Genomic DNA, 17,113 nt, shown 5'->3' on the forward strand with positions numbered 1-17,113 from the left:
CTAGCCGCTGACAAAGCTGCGCACCAGCGATCCGGCGACCAGATACCAGCCGTCCACCAAAACGAAAAAGATCAGCTTGAAGGGCAGCGAGATCACCACGGGCGGCAGCATCATCATGCCCATGGACATCAGCACCGAAGCCACCACCATGTCGATGATGACAAAGGGCAGGAAAAGCAGAAAGCCGATCTCGAAGGCGCGCCGCAGCTCGGAGATCATGAAGGCGGGGATCAGGAGCTGGAGCGAGATCGCTTCGGGATCGGCAGGAGGTTCGGCTTCGGTCAGGTCGTAGAAGAGCTCGAGATCCTTGTCGCGCACATTGGCGCGCATGAACGCATGGATGGGGGCGCTGCCCAGCTCAAAGGCCTCGGGGGCTTCAATCTCGCCGGCAATGAGGGGAGCAATACCCAGGTCATAGGTCTGCTGCAGCGTCGGCTGCATGACAAAGATGGTGAGGAAAAGGGCTAGCGACACCATCACCGAATTGGGTGGAGCGGTTTGCAGGCCAATGGCTGTCCGCAGCAGCGACAGCACTACGACGATGCGGGTGAAGCTCGTCACCATGACGAGGATAGAGGGCGCCAGCGCGAGAATCGTGACGAGGCCGATCAGCTGAACGGCACGCTCGGTCAGGCTGGCATCGTCGCCGAAATCAATGTTGACGTCCTGGCCAAATGCCAGGCTTGGCGCCAGCAGCAAGATGATGCTGGCGAGGGGAAGAAGATGAGCGGCGCGCAACCGCCGCCGGCCTGGCTGCGGGTTATCGATCGCCTTTGGTGGTGCCGCCGACACTCTCCGCGTTTTCCCTGCTCTTCGCCCCAGTGTTCTCTTTAGCTGAGTCGAGCGGGTGCGCAGCCGAATTGTCGGGGTTATGCGCCGGGTGATTGTCGCCGTTGCTGCCGGGCTTGAGCAGGCCCGTGTGGCGCAAGGAAACTGGCTTGGGCTGAGTGCCCCGGCCGAAATCGCGCAAACGCTCGATGGCGGAAGGGGGCGGTGCTGCAACAGGAGCCACCGGAGCAGGTGCCGCCGGGGGGGAAGCAACTGCCGGTGCGGCCGCCTGCGGCGCCGGCGCGGGCCGGGTGCGGCGGGAGGGGACCACGGGGACCGGACGACGCGTCGGCGTCGGAAGGTCATCAACCGGGATACCCGCTTCAAGCAGCAGGTCCTGGGTGCCGCCGGTCAGCACGAGATGTTCGACATTGTCGCGGCGAACGAGGAGCAATTGGCGCCGGCCATCGAGCTGCAGGGTTTCCACCACACCCAGACGTGGGCCGCGGCCGGCGCGCGCAGGCTTGCCGGTGGCGGTAAACACGAATTTGAGCAGCCATACCGCAAGCACGATCAGGACCAGCACCGCGCCCAGGGCGAACAGGGCGGTAAGGAGCGTTGCTCCCGAGTCGCCCAGTATGCTGGTGATGAAACCCATGATCATTCTCCTCCAAACCGCTTTGCCGGCGGTAATTCTTGCCGAGTAAACGCTGCAATCGCCGCTAATACGAGGCCGCACGAGCTATGACGACAATCAGATTAACGCGACGTTAACCATGGACCCGGCAAGAATTGCCCATCGCTCCCACCTAAAGGGTTTGCTGGCCATGGGCCTGATGGATCTGCCGGTCTTTAATGCCTTGACCGACAAAATGCGCTGGCACCAAGCCCGTCAAGGCTTATTGGCCGAGAACGTTGCCAATGCGGAAACGCCGGGCTATCGCGGCCGCGATTTAGCGCAGTTCGAATTCGGGGCGCAGGGTCCCAGCTCATCCGCCAGCATTGTCACTTCGGCGACGCAGCCCACCCATTTCAGCGTTTCAAGCAGCAATGGGGGCTTTGGCGCCCAGCGCATGGCCAATTTCGAGATCACGCCGGAAGGCAACGGGGTGACGCTGGAAGACGAGATGATGAAGGTGACCACCAATCTGATGGATTACCAGGCAGCCACCTCGCTCTACCAGAAGAGCATCAAGATCATTCGCACCGCGCTCGGCAAATCGGCTTAGGAGTTTCAGGGTTCATGGATTTCAACGCCTCGCTCCGCATTGCCGCCACGGGGCTGCATGCCCAGACCGCGCGGATGCGCGTCATCGCGGAAAACCTTGCCAACACCGATTCGGCCGGCAAGGCGCCGGGGGACGAGCCTTATCGTCGGCGAGTGCCGACCTTTGAGGTGGGGCTCGACAACGAGACGGGAGCACGCATCGTGGAAGTGGGCAAGCTTGCCTATGACATGAGCGATTTCACCAGCCGCTATGAGCCAGGCCATCCGGCCGCCGACGAGAGCGGCTATGTGCAATATCCCAATGTCGACCCGCTGATCGAAAGCATGGATATGCGCGAGGCCCAGCGCACCTATGAAGCCAATCTGAACGTCGTTTCCGTGACCCGCCAGATGCTTGGGCGCACGCTCGACATCCTGCGCGGCTAGTTCTTTTCCCTTCAGCAAGAAGTTCACCCATGGCCATCCCGTTCAATGCCGCCACCGCCGCCTATGGCAATGCTTCGCGCCTGATCAGCCAGGCGGCCAAGCCGGGCACGGACCTGCTCGCCAAGGGGGCCGGCGGGCCGGACTTTGCGCAGATGCTGGCGCAAAGCGTCCAGGGCGTGGTGGAAACCGGCCGAGCCTCGGACCAGATGGCCATCGACATGGTCAATGGCAAAGCCAATCCGGTGGACATGGTGACGGCCATCTCACAGACGGAAATCGCGATCGAAAGCATGGTAGCGGTACGTGACCGGGTGATTTCGGCTTATGAAGAAATCATGCGGATGCCGATCTAGGCCGGCACCAAGGGTAAGCTGAGCAGAAGCGACCGAGCTGGCTTATGATCAGCTTGGGCGAGCCATGATTCGCCGCTGACCCGAGAGAGCGATGACCGGCGCTGAAGTTCTCGACATTGCCACCGATGGGATCTGGACGCTGATCATTGTTTCGGCGCCGATGATGATCGTCGGGCTTCTGGTGGGCGTGGTGATCGCGTTGTTCCAGGCGCTGACGCAGATCCAGGAGCAGACCCTGGTGTTCGTGCCCAAGATCATTGCCATCTTCATCACCATGCTGCTGACCCTGCCATTCGCGGGCGCGCAGATGGGGGCCTATATGTCTCGGGTGATCGACATGATCATCGTGGGCGGTTGAGGTGTCTCTGGCGCTCAACTGGCTGCCCAACATGGCCTTTGTTTACCTGCTGCTGTTTGCCCGGATCGGGGCCATTCTGATGCTGATGCCGGGGCTGGGGGAGCAAACCATTCCGGCGCGAATGCGGCTCAGTTTCGCGCTGGCGTTTACGCTGGTGCTGTACCCGCTCCTGGCCGGGCAGATGCCGCCGCTGCCGACAGGGATCATGGGCATCGTGCCGTTGCTGTTTCATGAACTGGCGGTGGGCCTGATCCTGGGCGCGATCGCCCGGATCACGGTGATGGCGACGCAGGTGGCGGGCGCGATCGTGGCGTTCAATGCCGGCATGAGCATGGCCCAGACCGCCGACCCTACCCAGGGCGGCATCCAGGGCGCGGTGTTTGGCACCTTTTTGTCGTTTGTGGGCGTGGCGCTGATCTTTGCCACCGATTTGCATCATGTGGCGCTCGCCGCGACCTATGACAGCTACACCCTGTTCAGCCCGACCGATCCGCTGATGTGGGAGGATGCGGCGCAACTGGCGATCCGCACGGTGAGCGGGGCGTTCACGGTCGGGGTGCAGATGTCGGCGCCGTTTATCGTGTTCGGTCTCGTGTTCAATCTGGGCGCGGGGATCCTGGCGCGGCTGATGCCGGCGCTGCAGGTGTTTTTCGTATTGATGCCGGCCAATGTGATGGTCGGCTTGATCCTCTTTGCCTTGCTGCTGACGATGATGATGGGCTGGTATATCAGCGCCTTCGAGCAGCATCTGGCGATGTGGCGGGGCTAGGGCCGGGCAGATGTCGGACGAGGCGCCCGAAAAATCCAGCAAAACCGAAGACCCTTCCGCCAAAAAGCTCGAGGACGCGCACAAAAAGGGTGACGTAGCCAAGAGCCAGGAGGTGACCACCTGGTTCATGCTGGCGGGCTCGGCGGCGGTGTTTGCGCTGCTTGGGCCATCCACCAGCGCCAGCTTGATGGGGTCGCTCAAAACGCTGCTCACCAATGCCGATCGGTACGAGCTGGGTGGTCCCGCATTCGGCTCGTTCTTCAACGGGCTGGCGCTGGCGCTTGTCGGCACGATCATGGTGCCGCTGCTGATCCTGTCATTTTGCGCGATCGCGGCCAATCTGGTGCAGCATCGTTTCCTGTTCTCGGCCGAGCCGATCACCCCCAAACTGTCCAAGATATCGCCGCTGGCGGGGTTCAAGCGGCTGTTTTCGGGGGAGGCGCTGGTCAACTTCCTCAAGGGGTTGGTCAAGCTGGGACTGGTGGGGGCGGTGCTGGTGGGGGTGGTCTGGCCCGAGCGTGATCGGCTCGACACGATGATGACGGCCGACCCGCTGCTGATCCTGGGTTTTTTCCAGGATATCGGGCTCAAGGTGTTCGGTGCGACGCTGGCCGTAGTGACGCTGATCGCCATGGCCGATTATGTTTATGTGCGCCGCAAATGGTGGACGCGCCAGATGATGACGCTCCAGGAAACCAAGGACGAATACAAGCAGATGGAGGGCGACCCGCACGTGAAGGGTCGCATCCGCCAACTGCGCCAGGAGCGCTCGCGCAAGCGCATGATGGCCTCGGTGCCCGACGCTACGGTGGTGGTCACGAACCCGACGCACTTTGCCGTGGCTCTGAAATATGACCGCTCCATGCGCGCGCCGCTTTGCGTTGCCAAGGGCGCCGATGCCGTGGCGTTGCGCATCCGCGCCCTGGCGGGCGAGCACAATGTGCCCATTGTCGAGAACCCGCCGCTGGCTCGGGCATTGTTCGCGAGCGTCGAAGTCGATGAGCCCATACCGGCCGAGCACTTCAAGGCCGTCGCGGAGGTGGTCGGCTTTGTGATGCGATTGCGCCCCAGCACAGGGTGGCGGCCATCGAGCTGAGGCTGGCAAGCCTGTTGATAACAAGCAATATCTCCCCGCGCGGCAGACCATTTGCTAAACCTTTCTGGGCACCTGATTCGGGCGGCCAGATGGTGTACGCGCTTGCGTTGCGAACGAAAGCCAAGCATTGCCTTGGTAAGCTGGCCTGGTGCCAGACCATGCGAAACGGTCCGAAAGCCTTGCGACCGAAGACCTAGGAGCTTGAACATGGCCGTCACGCCGATCCGGGATGACAATTATCCCGAGCCGCTGGTGGATTCGGGGCGAGGCGGATACGGGCTCTGGCGCGTTGTGGCACTGGGACTGGCGCTGGTGGCGCTGGCGGTGGGCTACGCGATGTTCGGTGATCACGTGCCGCTTGATCTGGTGATGACCTTTGTGGGCATGCTGGCAGTGGTCGGCGTGTTCTGCCTGTTTGGACTGGCCGCGGGCTTGTTCCGCTTTGCCGGTAATGAGGAGCGGCGCACCACGTCCCACGCGATCGTCGATAGCTTGCCCTTTGGCGCGGTGGTGGCGGATCGGGATGGGCGCATCTCCTATGTGAATGCTCACTATGGCAGCTTTGCCGGGGCGCTCAACAATGGGGTTCCGGTGGGCGTGCCGCGCTTGTTTGCCGGACAATCCGATGCCAGCGAAGCGATTTACCGCCTGTCGCGCGCGGCCAAGGACGGGCGCAGCGCGGTGGAGGATATCCGCCTGATCGGGGGGCTGGGGGGATCCCAAGCCGAAAGCAATCGCGCCTTCTGGTACCGGGTTGGAGTGCGGCCATTGCCGGTCACCGAAGGCGAATCCAAGCCGAAGGTGATCTGGACGGTCGAGGACATCACCCGCGACCGCGACAATAATGAAAGCGCTTTCCGCGATCTGCAGCGCGCGATCGATTATCTCGATCATTCGCCGGCGGGCTTTTTCTCGGCTGATGCGCGTGGGCGCATCCAGTATCTGAACTCAACCCTTGCCGACTGGCTGGGTTACGACCTGGCTGAATTCAATGCCGGCCAGCTCAGTCTGCGCGACGTGGTGCATGGCGATGGCGCGACGTTGTTGATGCGTGGTCGCGGTGACGGGGAAATCCGCACCGAGATCATCGATATCGACCTGGTTCGCCGTAATGGCACAACATTGCCGGTGCGCCTCCTGCATCGCGCGGCTCGCATGGCCGATGGTGAACTGGGCGAAACGCGCACCCTGGTGCTCGACATGACCAGCGCGCCCGACACCGAGGAAGCGTTGCGGGCGGCGGAAATCCGGTTCTCGCGCTTTTTCAACGATACGCCATTTGCGATCGCGACGCTTGACAGCGAAGGGCGGATTATCCGCACCAACGCCCCGTTTGGGCGCATCTTCCATTGGTCGGGTGAGGAAAAGAGCCTTGAAATGCAGCCGCTGATCGACCTGATCGGCCAGGGCAGCCGCGACCGTTTTGCGCGCGCCATCGCCGATGCTTCGGCGCATCGCTCGGCAGTGGAGCCGGTTGATGCGTTGTTGAGCGCGGAAGGCGAGCACGCCGTGCGGCTTTATCTATCGGGCTCTGAAACCCTGTCGGGCTCGCCCGAGCAGGTCAATGTCTATGCCCTAGACATGACCGACCAGCGCAAGCTTGAGGCGCAGTTTGCCCAAAGCCAGAAGATGCAGGCCGTGGGACAGCTCGCCGGCGGCGTTGCGCATGATTTCAACAACTTGCTGACCGCAATCATCGGTTTTTCCGATCTGCTGCTGCTCAAGCATAAGCCGGGCGATCCATCGTTCAGCGAACTGATGCAGATCAAGCAGAACGCCAACCGTGCAGCGGGGCTGACACGGCAGTTGCTGGCGTTCTCGCGACGGCAAACTCTGCGGCCGCAAGTGCTTGAGCTGCCGCTGATTGTTGACGATCTGACCGTGCTGCTCAAGCGGATGATCGGGGACAAGAACACGCTGGGCGTTGATCACGGCCGCAATATCTGGCCGGTGCGCGCCGATGTCGTCCAGCTCGAACAGGTGGTGATCAACCTTGTGGTCAATGCGCGCGACGCCATGCCCGATGGTGGTTCGATCACCATTCGCACCAGCAATGTCAGCCGCGCCGAGGCCGAGGCCATGCAGTTCGATGGCATGGTGGCGGCCGATTATGTGTTGATCGAAGTGCAGGACACCGGCACCGGGATGACCCAGGAAGTGCTCACCAAGATCTTCGAGCCCTTTTTCACCACCAAGGAGCTGGGCAAGGGCACGGGGCTGGGGTTGTCGACGGTCTACGGCATCATCAAACAGACCGAAGGTTACATCTATCCGGTCTCGACCGTTGGGGTTGGCACCACGTTCAAAATCTTCCTGCCCCGCTATGTGCCCTCCGAGATCGAGGCAACGGCAAAGGTGGCCGCGGCGGCGGCGCCGGTGCGGGACCTGACCGGCGAAGAGCGTATCCTGTTGGTTGAGGACGAGGAAAGCGTGCGGGCATTCTCCGCGCGCGCATTGCGAGCGACCGGCTACGAGGTGTTCGAGGCCGATGGCGGCGAAGAAGCCCTTGAAGTGCTCGAAGAGCTCGAGTTCAAGATCGATCTGATGATTTCGGACGTGGTGATGCCCGAGATGGATGGGCCGACGCTGCTCAAGCATGTGCGCAAGACCATGCCGCGGCTCAAGGTGATCTTTGTGTCGGGTTATGCCGAGGAAAGCGTGCGCCGCGATATCGAGGATGACCAGAGCGTCGAGTTCCTGCCCAAGCCTTATTCGCTGGACCAGATCAATTCCAAGGTCAAAGAGGTGCTGCAAAAGCAGGACGAAGGCCAGGCGCAGTGAACGCGCGCAATTTCGGTGAAGGGGCGGGGGAGCGCAATGTGCTCGGCGAACCGCTCGAGCCCTTGCTCCACCAGTCCGCTGACGGGGTTCTTCCGCAGCGGCTATTGTGCGGCGGGCCCAGACGGCGTAGCCCGGCATCTGGTCTGCATCGAGGCGAGCGAAGCCTTTCTCGCCTACTCCAAAAGCGCGGGCAATGATCTGTCCACGCCCCGCCCCGAATGGGGCTTTCCCGGGCTCAAGGCGGGAGACCGCTGGTGCCTTCTGGCCGAGCGGTGGGCACAGGCGCTGGAAGCGGGGCAGGCGCCCCGCGTCTTCATGCACTCAACCAATGAAGCGGTGCTGGACGGGCTAAGCCTTGCTGATCTCAAGGCTCATGCACGCGATTTGAATTGAGCGGCTCCCCCTAGTAGAGATCGCCGATGATCAGCGGATGCTCGTCCTCGATCCGGACGGGATTGCGCAGGGGAGCGCCGAACTGGCTTTCCTCGATCTCGAATACGTCATTGGGCTGAGTGACGATGTTGTCCGCAAAGCTGAGCGTCGCCGTGCCGAACATATGCACATGCACGTCGCCAGGCTGGCGGAACAGGCCATATTTGAAGTGGTGATATTCCAGATTGGCGATGGTGTGGCTCATATTGGCCTCGCCCGAGAGGAACGGCTTTTCCCAGATCACCGCACCATCGCGATAAATGCGCGACATGCCTTCGATATGGTCGGGTAGATCACCCACCCGCAGCTCGGGACCAAAGGCGCAGGCTCGCAGCTTGGAATGGGCGAGATAGAGATAGTTGACCCGTTCCGTCACATGATCGGAAAACTCATTGCCCAGCGCGAAACCAAGGCGGCGGGGCTGGCCATTGGCGTCGATCAGGTAGATGCCGGCGATCTCTGGCTCTTCGCCAGCATCGCGGGCAAAGGACGGGGATGGAATGGGGTGACCGGGATTGACCACGGTCGTGCCATTGCCCTTGTAGAACCATTCCGGCTGGACGCCCCGGGCGCCGCCTTCGGGCTTGCCCCCTTCAAGGCCCATCTGGAACATCTTCATGGAATCGGTCAGCTGTTCGGCTTGCTTGGCGGCGTTGCCCTTGTGCATGGCATCGCGCGTGGCGGCCGAGCCCAGATGGGTCAGCCCTGTGCCGGTGATATAAAGATGGGCCGGATCGGGATGATCGATCGGCGCGAGCATGCGCCCTTCAGCCAGGATGTCGTGCCGATTGATGGCGTCGCCAAGCCCACGCTGGGCAACGAGCGCCGCAAGACCCGCGCCTTGCGCGAGGGCGGTCGTGGCGAGCTCATAAACGCTGGTGGTGGTGTTGACCCGGCGGGCGACGTCACCCTCTACTGCTGCCACGGCGCGGGCGCCCGATTGATCGAAAAACTGGATGAGATTCACGGGGTTTGCTCCTCGATTGCCTGTTGCGGTCGTCCCGTGCATAAAGCGCAACCCGGGCCGGCCCGGCAAGCTCTTTTGCGCGCCGCGTGGCGGTCAGAGTTCCATCTGGGCACGGAGGGGCTGCGGTCCAGGGACTGCGGTTCTTTTGTTGCAAGGGGCGCGAAAAATCGCCTTGACAGGAGCGGAACAAAATGAGAACAAGAGGGCACTTCTCGTGGATTGATCTTCCGGAAAGCAGCGCGTTGCGCCCGGTCCCGGAGCGTGGAATAAGGAGAGACTCGTATGGCAAATACCCCGCTTCGGATCGTTGAAGGTGGATCAATGGACAAGGACAAGGCTCTCGCCGCGGCGCTGAGCCAAATCGAGCGCAATTTCGGCAAGGGCTCGATCATGCGCCTTGGCGAGGCTGCCTCGATCGAGGTTGAGGCAATATCGACGGGCTCGCTCGGGCTTGATATCGCCCTCGGAATTGGTGGCCTGCCCAAGGGCCGCATCGTTGAAATTTTCGGGCCGGAAAGCTCAGGCAAGACCACGTTGGCGCTGCATGTGATTGCCGAGGCGCAGCGCAAGGGTGGCGTTTGCGCTTTTGTGGATGCCGAGCACGCGCTCGATCCGATCTATGCCCGCAAGCTGGGCGTCAATGTGGATGATCTGCTGATCTCCCAGCCTGACGCTGGCGAACAGGCGCTCGAAATCACCGACACGCTGGTGCGCTCGGGCGCGATCGATGTGCTGGTGGTTGATTCGGTAGCGGCATTGACGCCGCGGGCCGAGCTTGAAGGCGAAATGGGCGACTCGCTGCCGGGGCTGCAGGCCCGGTTGATGAGCCAGGCCATGCGCAAGCTGACCTCGTCTATTTCCAAATCCAAGTGCCTGGTGATCTTCATCAACCAGATCCGCATGAAGATTGGCGTGATGTATGGTTCGCCCGAAACCACGACCGGCGGCAATGCGCTCAAATTCTATGCCTCGGTGCGGCTCGACATTCGCCGGATCGGCGCCATCAAGGACCGCGAGGAGATCGTGGGCAACCAGACCCGCGTCAAGGTGGTCAAGAACAAGCTGGCCCCGCCGTTCCGCCAGGTTGAATTCGACATCATGTATGGCGAAGGTATCTCCAAGACTGGCGAGTTGCTCGATCTTGGGGTCAAGAGCGGCGTGGTGGAAAAGTCGGGCGCCTGGTTTTCCTATGACAGCCAGCGCATGGGGCAGGGGCGTGAGAATGCGCGCCAATTCCTCAAGGACAATCCGGCGGCTGCGGCAACCATCGAGCAGGGCGTGCGCGAAAGCTCGGGCCTGCTCGGAGAAGTACTGCTGGTATCGGGCGGTGACGACGCTGCCGACAGCGACGAATAATCAGTTCCCATGCAGGGTGAAGAAAGGCATCGCGAGAGCGGTGCCTTTTCTTTTGGGTCTGCGGCAGACGCCCAGCTGCAAGCAGGCGAGACAGAGCTGCCGCCAACCGCAATCCAGATTCGTTTATGTCGGGCTTGGCGATGCTCATGGAGCGCTCTAGCCGGCGTCCCCATACCTAGCCGTAAGCGGGGCGCACCGATGCTGGACAGCGCTGCGCCGCACGGGCTAGAAAGCCAGCCAAAGTCTTGCGGCGTCCACGGGGCGCCAATCCGCCATGAAAGCCATTCTATGACCAGCGTAAACGATCTCCGCTCGAGTTTTATCGACTTTTTTGCCCGGAATGGTCACGAGGCGGTTCCGTCGAGCCCGTTAGTACCGCGCAATGATCCCACATTGATGTTCACCAATGCGGGTATGGTGCAGTTCAAGAACGTTTTCACCGGTCTCGAGAAGCGCCCCTATACGACCGCTACTTCGGCGCAAAAGTGCGTGCGCGCCGGCGGCAAGCACAACGATCTGGACAATGTCGGCTTTACAGCCCGGCACCACACCTTTTTTGAGATGCTGGGGAATTTCTCCTTTGGCGATTACTTCAAGGACCACGCCATCGAACTGGCCTGGACCTTGCTGACCAAGGACTGGGGTCTTCCCAAGGACCGGCTGATGGTTACCGTCTACGAGGACGACGACCAGGCCATGGAGCTATGGAAGAAGATCGCCGGGATCGGGGAGGACCGGATTGTGCGGCTGGGCGCCAAGTCCAACTTTTGGCAGATGGGCGACACAGGCCCGTGCGGGCCGTGCTCGGAGATATTCTACGACCATGGCGACAAGGTCTGGGGCGGCCCTCCCGGCTCGCCGGATGAAGATGGCGATCGCTGGATCGAGATCTGGAACCTCGTGTTCATGCAGTTCGAGCAGCATGCCGACGGCTCGCGCACACCATTGCCACGCCCGTCAATCGACACTGGCATGGGCCTTGAGCGTATTGCCGCCGTGATGCAGGGTGTGCACGACAATTACGATATCGACCTGTTCAAGGCGCTGATCGGGGCTGCTGCCTCGGCGATCGGCACCGAGGTCGAGGGCGAGGGTAACCGCAGCCTGCGGGTGATCGCCGATCACCTGCGCTCGATGTCGTTCCTGATCGCCGAAGGCGTGCTGCCGTCTAATGAAGGACGTGGCTATGTGCTGCGCCGGATCATGCGGCGCGCAATGCGCCATGCCACGCTGCTCGGCGCTGAAGAGCCGGTGATCCATAAGCTCGTTCCTGCGCTGGTGCGCGAAATGGGCCAAGCTTATCCCGAGCTGTCGCGCGGGGAGGCCATGATCAGCGAAACGGTGCGGCTGGAGGAGGGGCGCTTCCTTAAGACCCTTGGACGGGGCCTGCAGATTCTCTCGGATGAAACGAGCACTCTCGCCGAAGGCGATACGCTGAACGGCGCCACCGCGTTCAAGCTTTATGACACCTATGGGTTCCCGCTCGATCTCACCCAGGATGCGTTGCGGGCGCGCGGCATTGCTGTGGACCAAGCGGGCTTTGATGCCGCCATGGCCCAGCAAAAGGCAGAAGCGCGCCGGAGCTGGTCAGGCTCGGGCGAGGCGGCCACCGGCGCGGTCTGGTACGGGCTGGCTGATCGGCTTGGGCCCACGGAGTTTCTGGGCTACGAAACCGAAACGGCCGAAGGGGAAGTCACCGCATTGCTGCGCGACGGAGCCGAGATCGATCGGCTTGAGGCCGGGCAAGAAGGTTATGTGGTACTCAACCAAACCCCGTTCTACGGCGAGAGCGGCGGGCAGGTTGGCGATGCCGGCTCCATGCGTGGTGACGGCGTCAGCGTTGTGGTCACCGACACGCAAAAGTACCATAGTGTGTTCGCGCACAAGGTGAAGGTCGAGACTGGAGCGCTGCGCGTGGGACAGGCCCTCGAACTCGTGGTTGACCACGCTCGCCGTTCGGCCATTCGTGCCAATCACTCCGCGACCCATTTGCTGCATGAGGCACTGCGGATCGTGCTGGGCGACCATGTTGCTCAAAAGGGCTCGCTGGTTTCGCCGGATCGGCTGCGATTCGACTTTGTGCATACCAAGGCCATGAGCCCGCTGGAACTGGCGGAGGTCGAGGATCTGGCCAATGCCATTATCCTGCAGAACACGCCGGTCGAAACGCGGCTGATGGGAGTCGAGGAAGCCAAGGATTCGGGCGCCCGCGCGCTATTCGGCGAGAAATATGGCGACGAAGTGCGCGTGGTCTCGATGGGCGAGCCGACGGGCAACAGCCTCGGGTGGTCGGTGGAGCTGTGCGGGGGCACCCATGTCAGGCGCACCGGCGATATCGGGCTCGTGTCAGTGGTGGCTGAAAGTGCCGTCGGCGCCGGCGTGCGTCGCATCGAGGCGCTGACCGGCAATGCGGCGCGCCATCGCGGCAACACCCATGTTGCCATTGTTGAAACTGCAGCGGGGATGCTGCGTGCCGGCAGCCAGGATGTGCTTGAGCGTATCGCGGCGCTGCAGGAGCAGCTCAAGCGCTCCGAGCGGGCGCTCAGCGATGCCAAGCAGAAGCTGGCCATGGGCGGCGGCGCTGGCGGGAGCAACGAGGTTGAGGCGATCAACGGCACGCCCTTTATCGGCCGGATCGTCGATGGCTTGCAGCCAAAGGATTTGCGCGGGCTGGTTGACCAGACCAAAAAGCAGGTTGGCTCGGGCGTTGTTGCCATTATCGGGTTGGCGGAAGATGGCAAAGCGGGGCTGGCGGTCGGAATCACCGAGGATCTGATCGGCAAGGCTTCGGCCGTGGATCTGGTACGGGCGGGATCCGCTGCGATGGGCGGGCAGGGCGGCGGCGGTCGTCCCGACATGGCGCAGGCCGGTGGTCCGGATGGCAGCAAGGCCGAAGACGCACTGGCCGCTATCCGCGCGCTGCTCTAGACCAAGGATAGAGAAAAAAGGAAAGGCCCGCCTCCTGAGCTGGAGGCGGGCCTTTTTGTGTGGTTGTAGCGGAGCGCTTAAGCTTCCTGGATCGCCGACAGCTTCCAATCGCCGCCCCGCGGGCGGACAAAGGTCCAGAGCTCGGTGGCCTCGGTGGGTTCGGCAGGGTCGCCCTCGACGACCCGATCGGTGGCGCGTTCCACGGTCCAGTCGCGCAGGCTGTAGCGCAAGGCAGCGGTGGCGTAATCGCTGTTATCCTCGCGCCAGCTTTCGGCGATGTCACCCTGGAGCAGCTTGATGTCGGCAAGCTGGTTGTGCAGGCCGCGGGTGGCGTTGGCGGCCATTTGTTCGGCCAGGTAGCCCATCATTTCGGGCGTGGTCAGGCGACGCAGGGTTTCATAGTCCTCGGCGCCATAGGCAGTCTGAACCTGACCCAGCATCTGCTCGAAGCTATCGAGGTCCCGCTGGCCAACGCCCAGTTCGTCTGGATTGGCCGGGCGAGCGCGCGAGGGGCGGGTGGCATTGCCGGCACCCGAGCCACCCAAGCCGCCAAGATTGCGGCCGAAGTTCTCAAAGCCCGTGCGGTTGGTGTTGTCGGGCCCGCCAGCCATTGCCGGACGGCGCGCGCCGCCGCGGACGAGGCGCATTACCAGCCAGACGACGCCGCCGATCAGGAGAACCTGGAAGAGCAGGCTGAACAAGCCGCCAATGCCGCCAAAGCCAGCGCCAAAGAGCAAACCGAGCAGGCCGCCAAGCATCAAGCCACGGAACAGGGAGCCACCAAGGCCGCCGAGGAAACCGCCACGCTGCTGGGCGGCGGCAGGGTTCTGGGCGTTAGCGTTGGGCCGTGCTTGCTGTGCGGGTGTGGTGGAGCGCTGGATAGGGGCTACGGTGTTGGGTGCCGTGTTGGTTGGAGGCGCCGACTGGAAGGTGCGGGTGCCGCGGCTGCCAAAGCTGCCACGGGCGCGCGCATCCGCGGTATCCACGGCGGCCATCGAGAATGCGACAACAAGTGCGGCAAACGCGCTGGCTAGCCGGAAGCGGCGGGCGATGAACATCAGGAAAATCTCCTCGGACTGAACTTGGGGCCTATATGGGGGCAGGGCCAGGCAATTGCATCCCCTGAAAGCCATGAGAGCGCGGGAAAGTTGCGTTGCCCGGCCAGGTCGCTCAAAGCCCAGCCGATGTAACAACAGGCGCTTTATCCTTGAACCAGCCGGGGCCGATATCCTGTGCCCCGCCGGAGCGCGTGAGCCGGTCGCGCAGTCGCTGCTGATTTGGAGGGTCCCAATTTGGGGGATCGGTGATGGCGAGCCAGGCATCAAGATAATGCTGGGGCGCATAAACATGGCCGAACCCAACGGGTGAGGTTTGGGCCAGGGCCATGTCGAGCGCGAGCTGCAGGAAGGTGACGACTGGGTACCAGGTGAGTTGGCGCGAGACGTCGGGCGGCCGATTGCTGGTCAGCCATTCGGGCGGACGATACAGCACCTGGGGCTCGAAGAAGACAATGGGGTCGCTGGCATATTGCAGGTAAACCAGGCGCATGGGACCCCAGCTGGCACCGGGGATGTCGAGGGCATTGCTCTGGTTGGTGAAGCGGATGATGGAGCTGTCATTGAAGCGCGGCAGCCATTCCGGAGTGCCGGCCTGGCGGTTGGCGGTGGCATTGCGCCAGGAGGGGCTGGCGAAGGGCGGGCCGGCCCAAAGCGCACCCTGGAACGGATCGGCCAGCACATCGTAAAGGGTGGCGGAGGCTTGTGACGCATAGGCGCCCAGGCTCAGACCATGCAGATAAAGCCTGGGCCGTGCGTCGGGGGGCAACTCGGTCCAGTAATCATAAACCGCGTTGAACAGCGCCTGGGCCGAAGCCGTGCCAACATCAGGTTCGGCAAGGAGCGAGAGCCAACTGGTGAGATATGAATATTGCAGGGCCACGCTCGCGACGTCACCGGCATGCAGGATTTCGAGCGTGTCGATGGCGGGGGGGTCAACCCAGCCGGTGCCCACTGGCATGATCAGCACCAGCACAGAGCGATCAAAGGCGCCGATCCGCTCCATTTCCGCAAGGGCAAGCTGGGCCCGCTGGTCCACCGTTTCGGCCGAACGGAGCCCAACATAAACCCGAAGCGGGCTCTTGGCTGGGCGCCCGATCAGGGCTTGGATATCGGCGGCGGTGGGACCGGACTGGACGTAAACCCGGGCGTCGAGCCCAATCGTGTCCCAGTCGATGAGGGAGCCGGCGCTGCCCGAACGCAGGGGATCGGCCGGGGGCTCTTCATATTGGCCCGCGAGGGCATCCAGTTCGCCATAGAACTGATCGGCAGCATAAAGAACGCCGCGTACCACGATGCCGTTGACAAAGAGGCTGGTCACGACGCCGACGATGAGCATGCCGCCAACCAGCGCCACCCGGCGCGGCAGGATGCGGGCCAGCCAATTGGCCACGGCCCGCACGAAGCGCACGATGGCGGTGCCGATGCCGATCAGCAGGGCGGCGGGGAGAGCCGCAATCGCGGCAACGCGTACGGGCTGGGTGGAATGAACGGGGGTCATGCCCATGACCTCGCGGATGGAGTTTTGCCAACCGGTGGATAGCCACAGAAAAACAATGGCCGTGAGCGTGCAGACCAAAAGGGCGATCAGCTTGATCCGGCGCGCGCGGGCGCGACCCGGGATGCTCAGTTCCATGAAGGTCCACAGCCACTCGCCAAACACGCCGATGCCGTAGCCGGCAGCAAAGACGCAGCCGCTCAGAATACCCTGCAGCACGAAGTGACGAGGCAGCAGCGAAGGCGTGAGGGAAAGGGCAAAGAACAACACTCCGACTAGCACGCCCCCCGTGGGCAAGCGATCCAGCGCCAGGAGGAGGCGCGGCAGGAGACGCTGCATGCGCCAGGCGCTAGCGGCAGGTGCGCGCATGGCCATTCCACGGGAGCGCTGGAGCCCGAAATGCCAACAACCAGGCGCCCAATGCACTACCCCCTCAGAAAACCGCCGGCAGAAAAACCGAGCGAAATCACCGTCCAGATCACCCACGCATCGACCAGGAAGCCGACTGCCCCGATGAGGACGCCGATGATGAGGCCCAAACCGTCGCGGTTCAACCGGGACAGGCACATTACCGCGACCCCGACATTGGGGATGGCGTTCATAAAGGGGATAGGGACCACCATGGGCAGGCACAGCACCATGACGATGAGGGCGAAGGGGCGACCCGTTCCTGTTCCAACCAGGGCTCGGAAGCGGGGAAAGGAGATGCGCGCCAATGCGCGCGAATAGCGCAGCAAACGGGCCAGCAGTTTGAGCAGGAGCTTAACAGGGACGCGCCGGTCACCCACAAAACGCGGCAGGCGCACGGGGCGGCCCAGCAGCATGGCCATGGCAAACCCAAACATGGCCAGTGCCACCAACCCGCCATAGCCTGGGGCACCCGGGATCATGTTGAGCAGGCTGAAAACGAAGATGATGAGAGTGTGGCTGTTGACGCCAAGAACCTGGATGAGGCCCGAAAAGGTCAGTTCCGGCGCTTGGCCGCTGGCAGACAGGTGCAGGGCCTGCCGCATGGCATCGAGCTGGAGTTCAACCGGGCTGGCGTGCGGAGAAAAGGGCATTGCTATTCAGGCCAACGCGAAAGGCGCAAAAGCAAAA

General features: G+C 62.6%; 16 protein-coding genes. 10 read left to right on the forward strand and 6 right to left on the reverse strand.

Annotation, left to right across the window (positions count from 1 at the left end; translation table 11 throughout):
* Together fliP and AC3YMN_RS04520 are read right to left on the reverse strand one after the other, a co-directional pair.
* On the reverse strand, nt 1–792 hold the full coding sequence (gene fliP / locus AC3YMN_RS04515) for a flagellar type III secretion system pore protein FliP (protein WP_489889072.1): 792 nt from the start codon (nt 790–792) through the stop codon (nt 1–3).
* Entirely contained in the window at nt 761–1,426 is a 666-nt protein-coding gene (locus AC3YMN_RS04520; protein WP_489889073.1) for a hypothetical protein, read from the reverse strand. The genes fliP and AC3YMN_RS04520 overlap by 32 nt, the downstream gene beginning before the upstream one ends.
* 118 nt (nt 1,427–1,544) lie before the next feature.
* On the opposite strand from AC3YMN_RS04520, the gene flgB reads away from it, so the two are divergent.
* The 8 genes from flgB to AC3YMN_RS04560 all read left to right on the forward strand — a co-directional run bounded on the left by flgB (nt 1,545) and on the right by AC3YMN_RS04560 (nt 8,172).
* Entirely contained in the window at nt 1,545–1,997 is a 453-nt protein-coding gene (flgB, locus tag AC3YMN_RS04525) for a flagellar basal body rod protein FlgB (RefSeq protein WP_248307053.1), read from the forward strand.
* A gap of 14 nt (nt 1,998–2,011) precedes the next feature.
* Nucleotides 2,012–2,422 carry a flagellar basal body rod protein FlgC gene (gene flgC / locus AC3YMN_RS04530; protein ID WP_172123574.1) on the forward strand — a complete coding sequence of 137 codons (411 nt, stop codon included), beginning with the start codon at nt 2,012–2,014 and terminating at the stop codon, nt 2,420–2,422.
* 29 nt (nt 2,423–2,451) lie between these two features.
* Nucleotides 2,452–2,775, forward strand: coding sequence for a flagellar hook-basal body complex protein FliE (gene fliE, locus AC3YMN_RS04535; protein WP_172123573.1), 324 nt, complete (start codon nt 2,452–2,454; stop codon nt 2,773–2,775).
* A 91-nt stretch (nt 2,776–2,866) separates the two neighbouring features.
* A complete protein-coding gene (gene fliQ / locus AC3YMN_RS04540; protein ID WP_489889074.1) occupies nt 2,867–3,133 on the forward strand; it encodes a flagellar biosynthesis protein FliQ in 267 nt (88 codons plus the stop codon).
* A gap of 1 nt (nt 3,134) precedes the next feature.
* On the forward strand, nt 3,135–3,902 hold the full coding sequence (gene fliR / locus AC3YMN_RS04545; protein WP_248305092.1) for a flagellar biosynthetic protein FliR: 768 nt from the start codon (nt 3,135–3,137) through the stop codon (nt 3,900–3,902).
* Nucleotides 3,903–3,912: 10 nt separating this feature from the next.
* A complete protein-coding gene (gene flhB / locus AC3YMN_RS04550; RefSeq protein WP_489889075.1) occupies nt 3,913–4,998 on the forward strand; it encodes a flagellar biosynthesis protein FlhB in 1,086 nt (361 codons plus the stop codon).
* Between the two features lie 207 nt (nt 4,999–5,205).
* Nucleotides 5,206–7,779 (forward strand): cell cycle histidine kinase CckA, encoded by a 2,574-nt coding sequence (cckA, locus tag AC3YMN_RS04555; protein ID WP_489889076.1) that lies wholly within the window; start codon nt 5,206–5,208, stop codon nt 7,777–7,779.
* 36 nt (nt 7,780–7,815) lie between these two features.
* Nucleotides 7,816–8,172: a DUF2237 family protein gene (locus tag AC3YMN_RS04560; RefSeq protein ID WP_489889077.1), complete on the forward strand. Its 357-nt coding sequence runs from the start codon at nt 7,816–7,818 to the stop codon at nt 8,170–8,172.
* Nucleotides 8,173–8,182: 10 nt separating this feature from the next.
* On the opposite strand, the gene araD1 is transcribed toward AC3YMN_RS04560, so the two are convergent.
* A complete protein-coding gene (araD1, locus tag AC3YMN_RS04565; protein WP_489889078.1) occupies nt 8,183–9,178 on the reverse strand; it encodes an AraD1 family protein in 996 nt (331 codons plus the stop codon).
* Between the two features lie 282 nt (nt 9,179–9,460).
* Here araD1 and recA point away from each other — a divergent pair, with 282 nt between their 5' ends.
* Both recA and alaS read left to right on the forward strand, forming a co-directional pair.
* Entirely contained in the window at nt 9,461–10,534 is a 1,074-nt protein-coding gene (recA, locus tag AC3YMN_RS04570) for a recombinase RecA (protein ID WP_127753443.1), read from the forward strand.
* A gap of 288 nt (nt 10,535–10,822) precedes the next feature.
* On the forward strand, nt 10,823–13,462 hold the full coding sequence (alaS, locus tag AC3YMN_RS04575) for an alanine--tRNA ligase (protein WP_489889079.1): 2,640 nt from the start codon (nt 10,823–10,825) through the stop codon (nt 13,460–13,462).
* Nucleotides 13,463–13,539: 77 nt separating this feature from the next.
* On the opposite strand, the gene AC3YMN_RS04580 is transcribed toward alaS, so the two are convergent.
* The 3 genes from AC3YMN_RS04580 to AC3YMN_RS04590 form a co-directional block, all read right to left on the reverse strand.
* Nucleotides 13,540–14,520, reverse strand: a complete 981-nt coding sequence (locus tag AC3YMN_RS04580; protein ID WP_489889080.1) for a Tim44 domain-containing protein — start codon at nt 14,518–14,520, stop codon at nt 13,540–13,542.
* 112 nt (nt 14,521–14,632) lie between these two features.
* On the reverse strand, nt 14,633–16,384 hold the full coding sequence (locus AC3YMN_RS04585) for an alpha/beta hydrolase (RefSeq protein WP_489889081.1): 1,752 nt from the start codon (nt 16,382–16,384) through the stop codon (nt 14,633–14,635).
* Nucleotides 16,385–16,440: 56 nt separating this feature from the next.
* Nucleotides 16,441–17,076, reverse strand: coding sequence for an exopolysaccharide biosynthesis protein (locus AC3YMN_RS04590; RefSeq protein ID WP_489889082.1), 636 nt, complete (start codon nt 17,074–17,076; stop codon nt 16,441–16,443).
* Nucleotides 17,077–17,113: the final 37 nt, after the last annotated feature.

It is taken from the genome of Devosia sp. Z11_6, from assembly GCF_058133665.1.